General features: G+C 53.2%; 12 protein-coding genes, 2 tRNA genes and 2 rRNA genes. 4 read left to right on the forward strand and 12 right to left on the reverse strand.

Translation table 11 applies throughout. The annotated features are described in order from the left end of the window. Positions 1–20 precede the first annotated feature (20 nt). Positions 21–302: a peptidylprolyl isomerase PpiC gene (ppiC, locus tag IB196_RS22160; protein ID WP_003017999.1), complete on the forward strand. Its 282-nt coding sequence runs from the start codon at positions 21–23 to the stop codon at positions 300–302. Positions 303–419: 117 nt separating this feature from the next. Here ppiC and ilvC read toward each other — a convergent pair whose 3' ends face one another. Continuing rightward, complete coding sequence (gene ilvC, locus IB196_RS22165; RefSeq protein WP_005133363.1) at positions 420–1,895, reverse strand: ketol-acid reductoisomerase; 1,476 nt, start codon at positions 1,893–1,895, stop codon at positions 420–422. 158 nt (positions 1,896–2,053) lie between these two features. Here ilvC and ilvY point away from each other — a divergent pair, with 158 nt between their 5' ends. Continuing rightward, positions 2,054–2,944: an HTH-type transcriptional activator IlvY gene (gene ilvY / locus IB196_RS22170; RefSeq protein ID WP_005133364.1), complete on the forward strand. Its 891-nt coding sequence runs from the start codon at positions 2,054–2,056 to the stop codon at positions 2,942–2,944. An 86-nt stretch (positions 2,945–3,030) separates the two neighbouring features. Here ilvY and ilvA read toward each other — a convergent pair whose 3' ends face one another. The 6 genes from ilvA to ilvL form a co-directional block, all read right to left on the reverse strand. Further along, positions 3,031–4,575 (reverse strand): threonine ammonia-lyase, biosynthetic, encoded by a 1,545-nt coding sequence (ilvA, locus tag IB196_RS22175; RefSeq protein WP_040230057.1) that lies wholly within the window; start codon positions 4,573–4,575, stop codon positions 3,031–3,033. Between the two features lie 4 nt (positions 4,576–4,579). Then, a complete protein-coding gene (gene ilvD, locus IB196_RS22180; RefSeq protein WP_005133366.1) occupies positions 4,580–6,430 on the reverse strand; it encodes a dihydroxy-acid dehydratase in 1,851 nt (616 codons plus the stop codon). 60 nt (positions 6,431–6,490) lie between these two features. Further along, positions 6,491–7,420, reverse strand: coding sequence for a branched-chain amino acid transaminase (locus IB196_RS22185; RefSeq protein WP_003018014.1), 930 nt, complete (start codon positions 7,418–7,420; stop codon positions 6,491–6,493). A gap of 17 nt (positions 7,421–7,437) precedes the next feature. Next, positions 7,438–7,701, reverse strand: coding sequence for an acetolactate synthase 2 small subunit (gene ilvM, locus IB196_RS22190; RefSeq protein WP_040230055.1), 264 nt, complete (start codon positions 7,699–7,701; stop codon positions 7,438–7,440). Beyond that, positions 7,698–9,344, reverse strand: a complete 1,647-nt coding sequence (gene ilvG, locus IB196_RS22195) for an acetolactate synthase 2 catalytic subunit (protein WP_040230054.1) — start codon at positions 9,342–9,344, stop codon at positions 7,698–7,700. Before ilvG ends, ilvM begins: the two co-directional genes overlap by 4 nt. 139 nt (positions 9,345–9,483) lie before the next feature. Then, positions 9,484–9,582 carry an ilv operon leader peptide gene (gene ilvL, locus IB196_RS22200; protein ID WP_001311244.1) on the reverse strand — a complete coding sequence of 33 codons (99 nt, stop codon included), beginning with the start codon at positions 9,580–9,582 and terminating at the stop codon, positions 9,484–9,486. A 352-nt stretch (positions 9,583–9,934) separates the two neighbouring features. Here ilvL and IB196_RS22205 point away from each other — a divergent pair, with 352 nt between their 5' ends. Continuing rightward, a complete protein-coding gene (locus IB196_RS22205) occupies positions 9,935–11,455 on the forward strand; it encodes a YifB family Mg chelatase-like AAA ATPase (RefSeq protein WP_188232247.1) in 1,521 nt (506 codons plus the stop codon). A 25-nt stretch (positions 11,456–11,480) separates the two neighbouring features. On the opposite strand, the gene maoP is transcribed toward IB196_RS22205, so the two are convergent. Beyond that, positions 11,481–11,819, reverse strand: a complete 339-nt coding sequence (gene maoP / locus IB196_RS22210) for a macrodomain Ori organization protein MaoP (protein WP_003018025.1) — start codon at positions 11,817–11,819, stop codon at positions 11,481–11,483. A 106-nt stretch (positions 11,820–11,925) separates the two neighbouring features. Between maoP and hdfR the strand changes: the two genes are divergently transcribed. After that, on the forward strand, positions 11,926–12,771 hold the full coding sequence (hdfR, locus tag IB196_RS22215; RefSeq protein WP_137378410.1) for an HTH-type transcriptional regulator HdfR: 846 nt from the start codon (positions 11,926–11,928) through the stop codon (positions 12,769–12,771). 101 nt (positions 12,772–12,872) lie between these two features. Here hdfR and IB196_RS22220 read toward each other — a convergent pair. The 4 genes from IB196_RS22220 to IB196_RS22235 all read right to left on the reverse strand — a co-directional run bounded on the left by IB196_RS22220 (position 12,873) and on the right by IB196_RS22235 (position 16,248). After that, a tRNA-Trp gene (locus IB196_RS22220) sits at positions 12,873–12,948 on the reverse strand. Positions 12,949–13,000: 52 nt separating this feature from the next. Continuing rightward, positions 13,001–13,077, reverse strand: a tRNA-Asp gene (locus tag IB196_RS22225). Positions 13,078–13,132: 55 nt separating this feature from the next. Next, positions 13,133–13,248: ribosomal RNA gene (gene rrf, locus IB196_RS22230) — 5S ribosomal RNA — on the reverse strand. A gap of 93 nt (positions 13,249–13,341) precedes the next feature. Then, positions 13,342–16,248 (reverse strand): 23S ribosomal RNA (locus tag IB196_RS22235). Positions 16,249–16,265: the final 17 nt, after the last annotated feature.

Genomic DNA, 16,265 nt, shown 5'->3' on the forward strand with positions numbered 1-16,265 from the left:
ACCCCACTCAAGGCACGATCATGGCAAAAACAGCAGCAGCAGTGCATATCCTTGTTAAAGAAGAGAAACTGGCACTGGATCTTCTGGAACAGATTAAAAACGGCGCCGACTTCGGTAAGCTGGCGAAAAAGCATTCCATCTGCCCATCAGGCAAACGCGGCGGTGATTTAGGCGAGTTCCGCCAGGGCCAGATGGTCCCGGCGTTCGATAAAGTCGTCTTCTCTTGCCCGGTGCTGGAGCCAACTGGCCCGCTGCACACACAGTTCGGTTACCACATCATTAAAGTGCTGTACCGTAACTAATAAAAAGCCCGGAGCGTTCAGGCGCCGGGCTTTTTTTCCGGATGGCGGCTACGCCTTATCCGGCCTACATCTGCTGTGCGTAGGTCGGGTAAGCGCAAGCGCCACTCGACATCCTATTTAGCCAGCAACTGCAATACGTTTCATATCCGTCATATAACCACGCAGTTTCTTACCAACCTGCTCGATAGCGTGGCCGCGAATAGCTTCGTTCACGTCGCGCAGTTGAGCATTATCTACCGCACCTTCGGCAATCGCTTTGCCCAGATCGCCGGTCTGCAGGGTAGTCATAAACTCTTTCAGCAGCGGTACGCATGCGTAAGAGAACAGGTAGTTACCGTATTCTGCGGTATCGGAGATAACCACGTTCATTTCGTACAGACGCTTACGGGCGATGGTGTTCGCAATCAGCGGCAGCTCGTGCAATGATTCGTAGTAAGCAGACTCTTCGATGATGCCGGAATCAACCATGGTTTCGAACGCCAGCTCAACGCCCGCTTTCACCATCGCAATCATCAGAACGCCTTTATCGAAGTACTCCTGCTCGCCGATTTTGCCTTCAAACTGCGGGGCGGTTTCGAACGCGGTTTTACCGGTCTCTTCACGCCAGGTCAGCAGTTTCTTATCGTCGTTGGCCCAGTCAGCCATCATGCCAGAAGAGAATTCACCGGAGATGATATCGTCCATGTGCTTCTGGAACAGCGGCGCCATAATCTCTTTCAGCTGTTCGGACAGCGCATAAGCGCGCAGTTTCGCCGGGTTAGACAGACGGTCCATCATCAGGGTGATGCCGCCCTGCTTCAGCGCTTCGGTGATAGTTTCCCAACCGAACTGAATCAGTTTTTCTGCATAAGCCGGGTCGGTACCTTCTTCCACCAGCTTGTCGAAGCACAGCAGAGAGCCCGCCTGCAGCATACCGCACAGGATAGTCTGCTCGCCCATCAGATCAGATTTCACTTCTGCCACGAAGGAGGATTCCAGTACGCCAGCGCGGTGACCGCCAGTTGCCGCAGCCCAGGCTTTAGCGATGGCCATGCCTTCGCCTTTTGGATCGTTTTCCGGGTGCACCGCGATCAGGGTTGGAACACCGAAACCACGTTTGTACTCTTCACGCACTTCGGTGCCCGGACACTTCGGCGCCACCATCACTACAGTAATGTCTTTACGGATCTGCTCGCCCACTTCGACGATGTTGAAGCCGTGGGAATAGCCCAGCGCCGCGCCGTCTTTCATCAGCGGCTGTACGGAACGCACCACGTCAGAGTGCTGTTTGTCTGGCGTCAGGTTAACCACCAGGTCAGCCTGCGGGATCAGCTCTTCATAGGTACCGACTTTGAAGCCGTTTTCGGTCGCTTTGCGCCAGGAAGCACGCTTCTCAGCGATCGCTTCTTTACGCAGGGCATAAGAGATATCCAGACCGGAGTCACGCATGTTCAGGCCCTGGTTCAGACCCTGCGCGCCACAGCCGACGATGACCACTTTTTTACCCTGAAGGTAGCTTGCGCCATCGGCGAATTCGTCGCGACCCATAAAGCGACATTTGCCCAGCTGTGCCAGCTGCTGGCGCAGGTTCAGTGTATTAAAGTAGTTAGCCATGGTGGTGTACTCCGTGATGTTGTGTTGTGGTGCTTATTATTCGGTTCGCGTTTCAGCGAGATTAGACTCACATTACAACAGGAAATTTATTGCGGAAATTGATATATTCACAACGTCACATTGCAATTTATGCAACGTAGAAACCCGGAGGCTCGTCTGTGGATTTACGCGATCTGAAAATGTTCCTGCATCTGGCGGAAAGCCGCCATTTTGGCCGCAGCGCACGGGCGATGCACGTCAGCCCGTCCACGCTTTCCCGGCAAATTCAGCGTCTCGAAGAAGACCTCGGCCAGCCGCTGTTTGTTCGAGATAACCGTACGGTCACGCTCACCGAAGCGGGTGAGGAGCTGCGCGTGTTTGCCCAACAGACGCTGCTGCAGTATCAGCAATTACGCCATACTATTGATCAGCAAGGACCGTCGTTGTCCGGTGAACTGCATATCTTCTGCTCAGTGACTGCCGCCTACAGCCATTTACCACCGATCCTTGACCGCTTCCGCGCCGAACACCCGTCGGTGGAAATCAAACTCACTACCGGTGATGCCGCCGATGCGATGGATAAAGTAGTCACTGGCGAGGCCGACCTGGCGATTGCCGGGAAGCCGGAAACGCTGCCTGGCGCGGTGGCCTTTTCCATGCTGGAGAATCTGGCTGTGGTATTGATAGCGCCAGCACTGCCTTGCCCGGTACGCAATCAGATTTCTGTAGAAGCCCCTGACTGGTCAACGGTACCCTTTATCATGGCTGACCAGGGGCCAGTTCGCCGCCGTATTGAGCTATGGTTCCGGCGCAATAAAATCAGCAATCCGTCGATTTACGCCACGGTGGGCGGTCACGAGGCGATGGTATCCATGGTCGCACTGGGCTGCGGCGTAGCATTGTTGCCAGAAGTGGTGCTGGAAAACAGCCCGGAGCCGGTACGTAACCGCGTGATGATTCTGGAACGTAGCGACGAAAAAACACCGTTCGAGCTGGGCGTATGCGCACAAAAAAAGCGGCTGCATGAGCCGCTTATTGATGCTTTCTGGAAGATATTGCCGAATCACTAGCCGCCGAATGGCGGCGCAAGCGCCTTATCCGGCAGATAGTCAGGGAGTAGGCCTGATAGGCGCAGTGCCATCAGGCTTCCCAAACATCACCCCGCGAGAAAAAAACGAAACGCCGGGTTATGTGTTTCATCGTGACAGTCATAGCCCAGTTCGTTCAGCCGCGTTTCGAAATCAGGTTCATGCTCACCCAACTCAAACGCCGCCAGTACACGGCCGTAGTCAGTTCCATGACTGCGATAGTGGAACAATGAAATATTCCAGTGCGTCCCCAGTGTATGCAGAAACTTCAGCAGCGCCCCCGGCGATTCCGGGAATTCGAAGCTGAACAGCCGTTCCTGCAAGGGTTTCGACGGACGGCCGCCAACCATATAGCGCACGTGCAGCTTCGCCATTTCGTCGTCGGACAGATCCACGACGCTGTAGCCGCCGTCGCTAAGCAACTGGAGGATTTCTTTACGTTCTTCCAGACCACGACTCAGGCGTACGCCGACAAAAATGCAGGCATCTTTGGCATCGGCAAAGCGGTAGTTAAACTCGGTCACTGAACGCCCACCCAGCAACTGACAGAATTTCAGGAAACTGCCCTTCTCTTCCGGGATGGTCACCGCCAGCAGCGCTTCGCGCTGTTCCCCCAATTCACAGCGTTCAGACACGTAGCGCAGGCCATGGAAGTTAACGTTCGCACCGGACAGCACATGTGCCAGTCGTTCACCGCGAATATTGTGCTGGGCGATGTACTTTTTCATCCCCGCCAGCGCCAGCGCCCCGGAAGGTTCCGCCACCGCACGCACGTCTTCGAACAGGTCTTTCATCGCCGCACAGATAGCATCGCTATCAACGGTAATGATGTCGTCGAGGTATTCCTGGCACAGACGGAAAGTTTCGTCGCCGATACGCTTCACCGCCACACCTTCAGCAAAGAGGCCAACGCGCGGAAGATCGACCGGTTGGCCGGCATCCAGCGCCGCTTTCAGGCAGGCAGAATCCTCAGCTTCAACGGCAATCACTTTGATTTGTGGCATCAGCTGTTTGATCAGCACTGCGACACCGGCGGCCAGACCACCGCCACCGACCGGTACAAAAACACGGTCAAGATGGGCATCCTGCTGCAGTAACTCCAGCGCCAGCGTACCTTGCCCGGCAATCACCATCGGGTGATCGAATGGCGGGACCCAGGTAAAGCCTTGCTGTTGCGACAGCTCAATTGCTTTGGCTTTGGCTTCATCAAAGTTCGCCCCGTGCAGCAATACTTCGCCACCGAAACCGCGCACGGCATCGACTTTGATATCAGCGGTAGCTGTCGGCATGACAATCAGCGCCTTCACGCCTAAACGCGCAGAGGAAAAAGCGACGCCCTGGGCATGGTTTCCTGCTGATGCAGTGATCACACCATGCGCTTTCTGCGCTTCAGTCAGTCCCGCCATCATGGCATAGGCTCCGCGCAGCTTGAAGCTGTGCACGGGTTGACGGTCTTCGCGTTTCACCAGAATTACGTTATCGAGGCGCGAAGAGAGCTTGTCCATTTTTTGTAGCGGCGTGACCTGCGCTGCTTCGTACACCGGCGCACGCAGTACCGCTCTGAGATATTCAGCACCTTCCGGCGTGCCGGACAGGGGTTGTGAATCCGCCATCGTCTTAACCCCCCAGTTTCGATTTATCGCGCACCGCACCTTTGTCGGCGCTGGTTGCCAGGCTGGCATAGGCGCGCAGGGCAAAGGAGACCTGACGCTGACGATCTTTTGGTGTCCAGGCTTTGTCACCGCGAGCCTCCTGCGCTTCACGACGCGCAGCAATTTCCGCATCGCTCAACTGCAGTTGAATACCACGATTCGGGATATCAATAGCAATCATGTCGCCATCTTCAATAATCGCGATATTACCGCCGCTGGCCGCTTCCGGTGAAACGTGGCCGATAGAGAGGCCCGAAGTACCGCCGGAGAAACGGCCATCTGTTATCAGCGCACAGGCCTTGCCAAGACCCATTGATTTCAGGAAGGTGGTTGGGTAAAGCATTTCCTGCATCCCAGGTCCGCCTTTCGGCCCTTCGTAGCGAATCACCACCACGTCGCCGGCAACCACTTTGCCGCCAAGAATAGCCTCAACCGCATCGTCCTGACTTTCATACACTTTTGCCGGGCCGGTGAATTTCAGGATACTGTCATCCACGCCCGCAGTTTTCACGATACAGCCGTTTTCCGCGAAGTTACCGTACAGCACGGCTAAGCCGCCATCTTTGCTGTAGGCGTGTTCCAGCGAACGGATACAGCCTTCGGCGCGATCGTCATCCAGCGTGTCCCAGCGGCAGTCCTGCGAGAACGCCTGAGTGGTACGGATGCCCGCCGGGCCAGCGCGGAACATTTTCTTGACCGCTTCGTCCTGGGTAAGGGTGATATCGTACTGCTCCAGCGTCTGTGCCAGGGAGAGGCCGAGGACGTTTTTCGCGTCGCGGTTCAGCAGGCCAGCTCTGTCCAGCTCGCCGAGAATCCCCAGCACGCCGCCTGCGCGGTGTACATCTTCCATATGGTATTTCTGGGTACTTGGCGCCACTTTACACAGCTGCGGAACCTTGCGGGACAGCTTATCGATATCACTCATGGTGAAGTCAATTTCCGCTTCCTGCGCCGCCGCCAGCAGGTGCAAAACGGTGTTGGTGGAGCCGCCCATGGCGATATCCAGGGTCATGGCGTTTTCAAACGCCGCCTTGCTGGCAATGTTGCGCGGCAGCGCAGAAGCATCATCCTGCTCATAGTAGCGTTTAGTCAGCTCAACGATGCGTTTACCCGCATTAAGGAACAGCGTTTTACGATCAGCGTGAGTCGCCAGCAGAGAACCATTACCCGGCTGCGACAACCCAAGCGCTTCGGTCAGACAGTTCATCGAGTTCGCGGTGAACATCCCTGAGCATGAGCCGCAGGTTGGGCAAGCAGAACGTTCAACCTGCTCGCTCTGCGAGTCGGAAACTTTCGGATCGGCGCCCTGAATCATCGCATCAACCAGATCGAGCTTGATAATTTGGTCAGAGAGCTTGGTTTTCCCGGCCTCCATCGGGCCGCCGGAAACAAAGATCACCGGAATGTTCAGGCGCAGGGAGGCCATTAACATCCCCGGGGTGATTTTGTCGCAGTTAGAGATACAGACCATCGCATCGGCGCAGTGGGCGTTAACCATGTACTCAACAGAGTCAGCGATCAGCTCGCGCGACGGCAGTGAATACAGCATGCCCCCGTGGCCCATGGCGATACCATCATCCACAGCAATGGTGTTGAACTCTTTCGCCACACCGCCTGAGGCTTCGATTTGTTCGGCAACCAGCTTACCGAGATCGCGCAGGTGGACATGGCCCGGCACAAACTGGGTAAAAGAGTTCACCACAGCGATAATCGGTTTACCGAAGTCGTCATCGGTCATCCCGGTGGCGCGCCACAATGCGCGGGCACCCGCCATATTACGGCCATGGGTGGTGGTGGCAGAACGATACTTAGGCATGCTGTATATACTCCCGTCTGTCTAATCATTGGGACGGTGCGTGCCGCCCCAAATTTATGTTTATTGGTTAACCTGATCCAACCAACCGTATTTATCTTCTGTTTCACCGGTGAAGAGGCCAAAGAAGGCCTGCTGGATGCGTTTGGTGACCGGACCGCAGCGGCCTTCGCCCACCTGGATACCATCGACGCTGCGTACTGGTGTGATTTCCGCCGCGGTGCCGGACATGAACACTTCATCGGCCAGGTACAGCGATTCACGGGACAGCACCTGCTCACGCACTTCGATATCGAGATCTTTCGCCAACTTAATGATCGCGTCACGGGTGATACCTGGCAGCGCGGAAGAGGTAAATGGCGGGGTAAACAGAATGCCGTCTTTAACTTCAAACAGGTTTTCGCCCGCGCCTTCGGAGATGTAACCATTCACATCCAGCGCAATACCTTCCTGATAACCATGACGACGCGCTTCGCTACCCACCAGCAGCGAAGACAGATAGTTACCACCCGCTTTAGCCGCAGTAGGGATAGTGTTTGGCGCAACGCGGTTCCAGGAAGAAACCATCGCATCGATCCCCTGTTCCAGCGCTTCAGCACCAAGGTAAGCCCCCCACGGGAACGCGGCGATAATCACGTCTGTGGTGTAACCCGCCGGCGGGTTAACGCCCATCCCCACATCGCCAACAAACACCAGCGGACGGATATAGGCGCTGGTCAGGTTGTTTTTACGAATCACCTCGCGGCAAGCTTCCATCAGCTCATCAACGCTCTGAGAGACCGGAAAACGATAGATCTTGGCTGAATCACGCAGACGCTGCATATGTTCGCGATGACGGAACACCACCGGGCCTTTGTGAGAATCGTAGCAACGGATACCTTCAAATACGGAAGTACCGTAATGCAGTGCGTGGGACATCACGTGAACCTTCGCGTCTTCCCAACGAATCATCTCGCCATTAGACCAAATGTAATCAGCTTTTTTCGTCGTCATTTTTCTTCCTTTTGCGCTCAGGCGCGGATTTGTTGTGATGTGGTTGTACTCTGGCAGATGGCAACATGTGCAACGTCTACCAGTTTACTTAACTGACTAAACAGTAAGTCGACCGACCGGAGGCTGGCAACGGTCAATTCGATATTTATATTCTGCGCATCGCTGGCGGCTTCCATATTCATGGAGCACACCTGAAAACCACGATGGCGTACCACGCGTAAAACACGTTCTAACGTTTCCGGATTGAAACGAGCCTCAACGGCGACCTGATGTTGCATCATGATAATTTCTCCAGCATTTCTGAGTTGCTGGCGCCAGGCGGCACCAGAGGCCAGACATTCTCAAGTTCGTCGATTGAGACATGAAGCAGATATGGCCCCTCGCTGTTCAGCATGGTGTCGAGTGCCGCTTCAACCTGGTCTTTACGGGTGATGTGCTGACCAGGTATGCCGAAGGCGCTGGCCAACATGAGGAAATCGGGGTTATCGGTAAGGGTGGTTTCGCTATAACGTTCCTGGAAAAACAGCTGCTGCCATTGTCGCACCATGCCTAACCGCTGGTTGTCGAGTAAAACTATCTTCAGCGGCAACTGCTTGCGTTTTACGGTGCCGAGTTCCTGTACATTCATCATGAAGGAACCGTCACCGGAGATACAGATTACCGTATCGTTCGGGCGAGCAACCTGTGCGCCAACCGCGGCAGGTAAACCAAAGCCCATCGTACCCAGGCCGCTCGAGGTAATGAAATTTTCCGGGCGGGTATAGGTCATATGCTGTGCAGACCACATCTGATGCTGGCCAACATCCGTCGTAACAACGCTATCGGCTGGTTTACGGTCCGACAGTTGTTTTAACAACAACGGTGCATAGATGGCCTCACCCGGATGATCGTAGCGCCAGGTATGTTCTGCTCGCAGTTCTGCACTGTGCTGACGCCAGGCGTCAACGTTCAGAGGTTGTTGTAATGCCGGTAACAGCGTATTCAAATCGCCCTGCAACGCTACGTGCGCCTGACGCAGTTTGTTCATCTCAGCCGGATCGATATCCATGTGGATCACGCTGGCGTTCGGAGCGAAGGTGTTCAGCTTGCCAGTTACCCGGTCATCAAAACGCGCCCCGACAGCGATCAGTAAGTCGCATTCCTGCACCGCAAAATTCGCGGCCTTGGTTCCGTGCATCCCCAGCATTCCCAGATAATACGGATAATCAGCGTCAACTGCGCCCAGACCTTTCAGCGTACAAGCGACCGGTAATTGGGTCAGCGCGATAAATTCACGCAGGGCAGGAACCGCCTGCGCCATACCGACGCCGCCACCTACGTACAGGATGGGTTTTTGCGCCTGCGCCAGCATGTTACGCGCCTGCTCAACGTCAGCATGAGGGAATGCGGCCGCATCTTCTACGGTCGTGAAATAAGGCTCCAGCGTACCGCTGGCTAACTGGATATCTTTCGGGATATCCACCAGAACCGGACCAGGACGACCAGAATTCGCCACGGCGAAGGCTTCCGCCATAATGCGCGGCAACTCCTCCAGTGACTGGACCAGGAAGCTATGTTTGGTGCAGGACAGCGACATACCAAGCACGTCTACTTCCTGAAACGCATCGGTTCCGATGAATGGTGCAGCAACCTGGCCGGTGATGGCCACAACAGGAACGGAATCTAACAGCGCATCAGCAAGACCCGTAATCAGGTTGGTAGCACCCGGACCGGAAGTGGCAATACATACACCGGTTTTACCTGTAGAACGGGCATAGCCAATAGCCGCCATCGCCGCCCCCTGCTCATGACGGCACAACAGGTGTTCTACGCCGCCGTCATACAACGCATCGTAAACCGGCATAATTGCGCCACCAGGATAACCGAAAACGGTTTTAACCCCTTGTGCACGCAACGCATGTACCACCCACTGAGCCCCATTCATAGTTACATCCCCGCCGTAAATCTTGAGAAACAGAATTTTATGCTACCGTTCACTTTCTGCTCCTCGTGTCTGTTTTTAAGGTCAAAAAAAACCCCCGAACCTTTCGGTGCGGGGGTCTTAGTTCGTTAAGGCTTGTTTTCTAAGCCTTTCCTCGTCCAAGTGCAGCCCCGCACGGTGGGATAATAATCACCACCACGCTAATCACGACCAGGCTAATCACTCGTAGAAGGGCTGTCATTTTTGTATTTTCTTGCATCTTGTTCGAAGGAATGCCTAAAGAGTTACCATAGAATTTGCGAATAGCACAAGATATTTTTGTTTTCATTTTTCTGACGCCGTTAACGGTTTAGATAAATACCGTTGTTTTTTATACAAAAAATATAAAATGAAAATATTTCACGTTTCAGCGCATCAGCACAACCTGCGATCCCTTTCCTCGGCACACTCATACACATTTGCGAGCGTGATTCCAGACATGGAGCAAGTAATTCCTGATTACACAAAAACACAGGAATAAGCATCTAAAAACATCAATTATGCAGAATCCTGCCAGTATCTATTGCGACATAATGTTCCCTTCAGGAGGGGTTATGTCACTATCGATTGTTCACACACGCGCCGCACTCGGCGTGAATGCGCCAGCCATTACCATCGAGGTACATATCAGCAATGGTCTGCCTGGTTTAACCATGGTGGGGTTACCTGAAACGACGGTGAAAGAGGCGCGCGATCGGGTACGCAGTGCAATTATTAATAGCGGGTATGAATTCCCGGCCAGGAAGATAACCATCAACCTGGCTCCGGCTGACCTCCCCAAAGAAGGGGGTCGATATGATTTACCTATCGCTGTTGCGCTTCTGGTCGCTTCTGAGCAGCTTACACCCCATAATCTCGATACCTATGAGCTGGTAGGCGAATTAGCGCTTACAGGCGCTTTACGCGGCGTTCCAGGCGCTATATCAAGCGCAACCGAAGCGATTCGTGCAGGCCGGCGAATCATTGTCGCTAAAGAGAATGCCGCAGAGGTTGGTCTACTACACGGCGAAGGATGCCTGATTGCCGATCACCTGCAGGCGGTATGCGCATTCCTGGAAGGAAAGCATGATTTAGACAAACCGCAATCTGCAGACTTTACCGCCGAACCTTCACCAGAGGATCTCAGTGATGTTATCGGTCAGGAACAGGGTAAACGAGGGCTGGAGATTACCGCCGCTGGTGGTCACAACCTCCTGTTTATCGGCCCGCCTGGTACGGGCAAGACCATGCTGGCCAGCCGCCTCAGAGGACTGCTTCCTCCACTTAGCAACGATGAGGCGCTGGAAAGTGCAGCGATCCTCAGTCTGGTCAATTCCGATACGATACAAAAACAGTGGAAGCAACGCCCTTTTCGTTCTCCGCATCACAGTGCTTCATTAACCGCAATGGTGGGGGGTGGTTCTATTCCCGCACCGGGAGAGATCTCCCTGGCACATAACGGTATATTATTTCTGGATGAATTACCTGAGTTTGAGCGACGCACGCTGGATGCACTACGTGAGCCTATTGAGTCCGGGCAGATCCATTTGTCCCGCACGCGGGCTAAAATAACCTACCCGGCACGTTTTCAACTGATTGCTGCTATGAATCCTAGCCCAACGGGCCATTATCAGGGGAACCATAACCGCTGCAGTTCAGAACAAACACTGCGTTATCTTAATCGACTATCAGGACCTTTTCTTGACCGCTTTGATCTCTCCCTCGAAATCCCCTTGCCACCACCCGGCATACTCAGCCAGAACGCGGTGAAAGGAGAAGACAGCGCTACGGTAAAACAACGCGTTCTGGCAGCTCGGGAATGTCAGTACCAGCGGCAAAATAAGTTAAATGCGCATCTGGACAGTCAGGATATACATAAATTTTGCATACTTCGCAGTGATGATGCGCACTGGCTTGAGGACACGTTAGCTCGTCTTGGATTGTCCATCCGCGCCTGGCTACGCCTGATAAAAGTCGCACGTACCATTGCGGATATTGAACAGTGCGACCATATCACCCGCCAGCACTTGCAGGAGGCCGTTGCTTATCGGGCGATAGACAGGTTATTAATTCACCTGCAGAAATTACAGGCATAAAAAAAGGGCTTACGCCCTTTTTTTATTAATCATCAGATTCGGTGTAATCTTCTGCACCTTCTACCTGAGGTTTCCCGCCAGACAGAGTATGGAAACGTTTCGGACGCTTAATCCGCGTCATGTACTTGGACCACACACGCTCAGCTTCAGTAACCGGTTCGCGTTCACCGCGGCATACCGCAACAAACAATTTTTCTTCTTCAGTTACTGGCTCACGTTTACCCAGATCCAGCTCGTTGAAGGCATAGCCATGACGCTCAAGCAGTTGTGCCTCTTTAATGGTGAAATCACCATGACGGGAGAATCCGCGGGGGTAATATTTATTGTCGAAATATCGATTAGTCGTCGTAAAGCTTTCCGCCATCCTGCACGCTCCTAATTCTTTGGCCGAGCTATTTATGGCGCGGAGTATTAGTTACGCTTGACAGAGCGTCAAACAAAAGATTTAAATCATCACGACAAATAATTTTATGGAGCGCGTTGTGGATACGGAATTGTTAAAAACTTTCCTGGAAGTTAGCCGGACACGCCACTTTGGTCGGGCAGCTGAAGCGCTCTACTTGACCCAGTCGGCAGTGAGTTTTCGGATCAGACAACTGGAAAATCAACTGGGTGTGAACCTGTTCACCCGACACAGAAACAATATTCGTTTGACCGCTGCAGGTGAAAAATTATTGCCTTACGCAGAAACGCTGATGAATACGTGGCAAGCAGCACGTAAGGAGGTCGCAAATACCTCACGGCACAACGAATTTTCGATCGGTGCCAGTGCATCCCTTTGGGAATGCATGCTCAATGACTGGTTGCGGCGTTTATACCAATCTCAGGAGCCACAATCCAGCCTGCAGTTTGAAGCGCGAATCGCTCAACGCCAGTCGCTAGTAAAGCAGCTCCATGAACGACAGCTGGATCTGTTAATTACGACCGAAACCCCAAAAATGGACGAATTTAGCAGCCAACTGTTGGGATATTTCACGCTGGCGCTTTATTGCAGTACCCCTTCGCAAACCAAAGATGAACTGAATTACCTACGCCTGGAATGGGGACCGGATTTTCAGCAGCACGAAGCGGGATTGATTGCCGGAGATGAAGTGCCGGTACTTACCACCAGTTCTGCAGAACTGGCAAGACAGCAACTTTCTGTAATTAAAGGATTTAGTTGGCTTCCCGTCAGCTGGGCCAGAACCAAAAGCGATCTTCATACAGTTACCGACAGTACGACTCTTTCACGTCCGTTATATGCGGTTTGGCTGCAAAATAGCGACAAACATGCACTTATTCGCGATCTGCTGAAAACAAATATTTTGGAAGATTAATAAAAACGCTGGCAAGGATGCCGGGAAACAATGAACTGGAAGATCTCGAACATAATGTTCAGGTAAAAAAAATCCTTAGCAAAAATGCTAAGGATTGTTTCTGGCAGGGGCGGAGAGACTCGAACTCGCGACACCCGGTTTTGGAGACCGGTGCTCTACCAACTGAGCTACGCCCCTAAATTTTCTTATCATTAAGCCTGCTTAGTAGCAGGCTTAATTCTCTAATAAGTGGCGGAACGGACGGGACTCGAACCCGCGACCCCCTGCGTGACAGGCAGGTATTCTAACCAACTGAACTACCGCTCCACCGAATTTCTTTGTTACTACCCGGATTCTTCATCCCGGTTTACTGCAATTTGATGCCTGGCAGTTCCCTACTCTCGCATGGGGAGACCCCACACTACCATCGGCGCTACGGCGTTTCACTTCTGAGTTCGGCATGGGGTCAGGTGGGACCACCGCGCTACAGCCGCCAGGCAAATTCTGTTTATCAACACGCCCTGGCATGTCGATGTCATCTGTATCAGGCTGAAAATCGTCTCAATTCCGCCAAAACATCTTCGGCGTTGTAAGGTTAAGCCTCACGGTTCATTAGTATCGGTTAGCTCAATGTATCGCTACACTTACACACCCGACCTATCAACGTCGTCGTCTTCAACGTTCCTTCAGGAGACTTACAGTCTCAGGGAGAACTCATCTCGGGGCAAGTTTCGTGCTTAGATGCTTTCAGCACTTATCTCTTCCGCATTTAGCTACCGGGCAATGCCATTGGCATGACAACCCGAACACCAGTGATGCGTCCACTCCGGTCCTCTCGTACTAGGAGCAGCCCCCCTCAATTCTCCAGCGCCCACGGCAGATAGGGACCGAACTGTCTCACGACGTTCTAAACCCAGCTCGCGTACCACTTTAAATGGCGAACAGCCATACCCTTGGGACCTACTTCAGCCCCAGGATGTGATGAGCCGACATCGAGGTGCCAAACACCGCCGTCGATATGAACTCTTGGGCGGTATCAGCCTGTTATCCCCGGAGTACCTTTTATCCGTTGAGCGATGGCCCTTCCATTCAGAACCACCGGATCACTAAGACCTGCTTTCGCACCTGCTCGAGCCGTCACTCTCGCAGTCAAGCTAGCTTATGCCTTTGCACTAACCTCCTGATGTCCGACCAGGATTAGCTAACCTTCGTGCTCCTCCGTTACTCTTTAGGAGGAGACCGCCCCAGTCAAACTACCCACCAGACACTGTCCGCAACCCGGATTACGGGCCCACGTTAGAACACCAGCCATTAAAGGGTGGTATTTCAAGGTTGGCTCCATGCAGACTGGCGTCCACACTTCAAAGCCTCCCACCTATCCTACACATCAAGGACCAGTGTTCAGTGTCAAGCTATAGTAAAGGTTCACGGGGTCTTTCCGTCTTGCCGCGGGTACACTGCATCTTCACAGCGAGTTCAATTTCACTGAGTCTCGGGTGGAGACAGCCTGGCCATCATTACGCCATTCGTGCAGGTCGGAACTTACCCGACAAGGAATTTCGCTACCTTAGGACCGTTATAGTTACGGCCGCCGTTTACCGGGGCTTCGATCAAGAGCTTCTCCTTACGGATAACCCCATCAATTAACCTTCCGGCACCGGGCAGGCGTCACACCGTATACGTCCACTTTCGTGTTTGCACAGTGCTGTGTTTTTAATAAACAGTTGCAGCCAGCTGGTATCTTCGACTGATTTCAGCTCCATGAGTAAATCACTTCACCTACATATCAGCGTGCCTTCTCCCGAAGTTACGGCACCATTTTGCCTAGTTCCTTCACCCGAGTTCTCTCAAGCGCCTTGGTATTCTCTACCTGACCACCTGTGTCGGTTTGGGGTACGATTTCGTGTTACCTGATGCTTAGAGGCTTTTCCTGGAAGCAGGGCATTTGTTACTTCAGCACCGTAGTGCCTCGTCATCACACCTCAGCGTTAAAAAGGTACCGGATTTACCTGGAACCTCCGCCTACATGCTTAAACCGGGACAACCGTCGCCCGGCTAACATAGCCTTCTCCGTCCCCCCTTCGCAGTAACACCAAGTACAGGAATATTAACCTGTTTCCCATCGACTACGCCTTTCGGCCTCGCCTTAGGGGTCGACTCACCCTGCCCCGATTAACGTTGGACAGGAACCCTTGGTCTTCCGGCGTGCGGGTTTTTCACCCGCATTATCGTTACTTATGTCAGCATTCGCACTTCTGATACCTCCAGCATGCCTCACGACACACCTTCAACGGCTTACAGAACGCTCCCCTACCCAACAACACATAGTGTCGCTGCCGCAGCTTCGGTGCACAGTTTAGCCCCGTTACATCTTCCGCGCAGGCCGACTCGACCAGTGAGCTATTACGCTTTCTTTAAATGATGGCTGCTTCTAAGCCAACATCCTGGCTGTCTGTGCCTTCCCACATCGTTTCCCACTTAACTGTGACTTTGGGACCTTAGCTGGCGGTCTGGGTTGTTTCCCTCTTCACGACGGACGTTAGCACCCGCCGTGTGTCTCCCGTGATAACATTCTTCGGTATTCGCAGTTTGCATCGGGTTGGTAAGTCGGGATGACCCCCTAGCCGAAACAGTGCTCTACCCCCGAAGATGAATTCACGAGGCGCTACCTAAATAGCTTTCGGGGAGAACCAGCTATCTCCCGGTTTGATTGGCCTTTCACCCCCAGCCACAAGTCATCCGCTAATTTTTCAACATTAGTCGGTTCGGTCCTCCAGTTAGTGTTACCCAACCTTCAACCTGCCCATGGCTAGATCACCGGGTTTCGGGTCTATACCCTGCAACTTAACGCCCAGTTAAGACTCGGTTTCCCTTCGGCTCCCCTATGCGGTTAACCTTGCTACAGAATATAAGTCGCTGACCCATTATACAAAAGGTACGCAGTCACCCCATTAAGAGGCTCCCACTGCTTGTACGTACACGGTTTCAGGTTCTTTTTCACTCCCCTCGCCGGGGTTCTTTTCGCCTTTCCCTCACGGTACTGGTTCACTATCGGTCAGTCAGGAGTATTTAGCCTTGGAGGATGGTCCCCCCATATTCAGACAGGATACCACGTGTCCCGCCCTACTCTTCGAGTTCACAACCTGTGCATTTTGGTGTACGGGACTATCACCCTGTACCGTCGGACTTTCCAGACCGTTCCACTAACACACAAGCTGATTCAGACTCTGGGCTGCTCCCCGTTCGCTCGCCGCTACTGGGGGAATCTCGGTTGATTTCTTTTCCTCGGGGTACTTAGATGTTTCAGTTCCCCCGGTTCGCTTCATTACGCTATGTATTCACGTAATGATAGTGTGACGAATCACACTGGGTTTCCCCATTCGGAAATCGCCGGTTATAACGGTTCATATCACCTTACCGACGCTTATCGCAGATTAGCACGTCCTTCATCGCCTCTGACTGCCAGGGCATCCACCGTGTACGCTTAGTCGCTTAACCTCACAACCCGAAGATGT

The sequence above is a fragment of the Citrobacter sp. C6_1 genome, assembly GCF_014596835.2.
Taxonomy (GTDB): Bacteria; Pseudomonadota; Gammaproteobacteria; order Enterobacterales; family Enterobacteriaceae; genus Citrobacter; species Citrobacter pasteurii.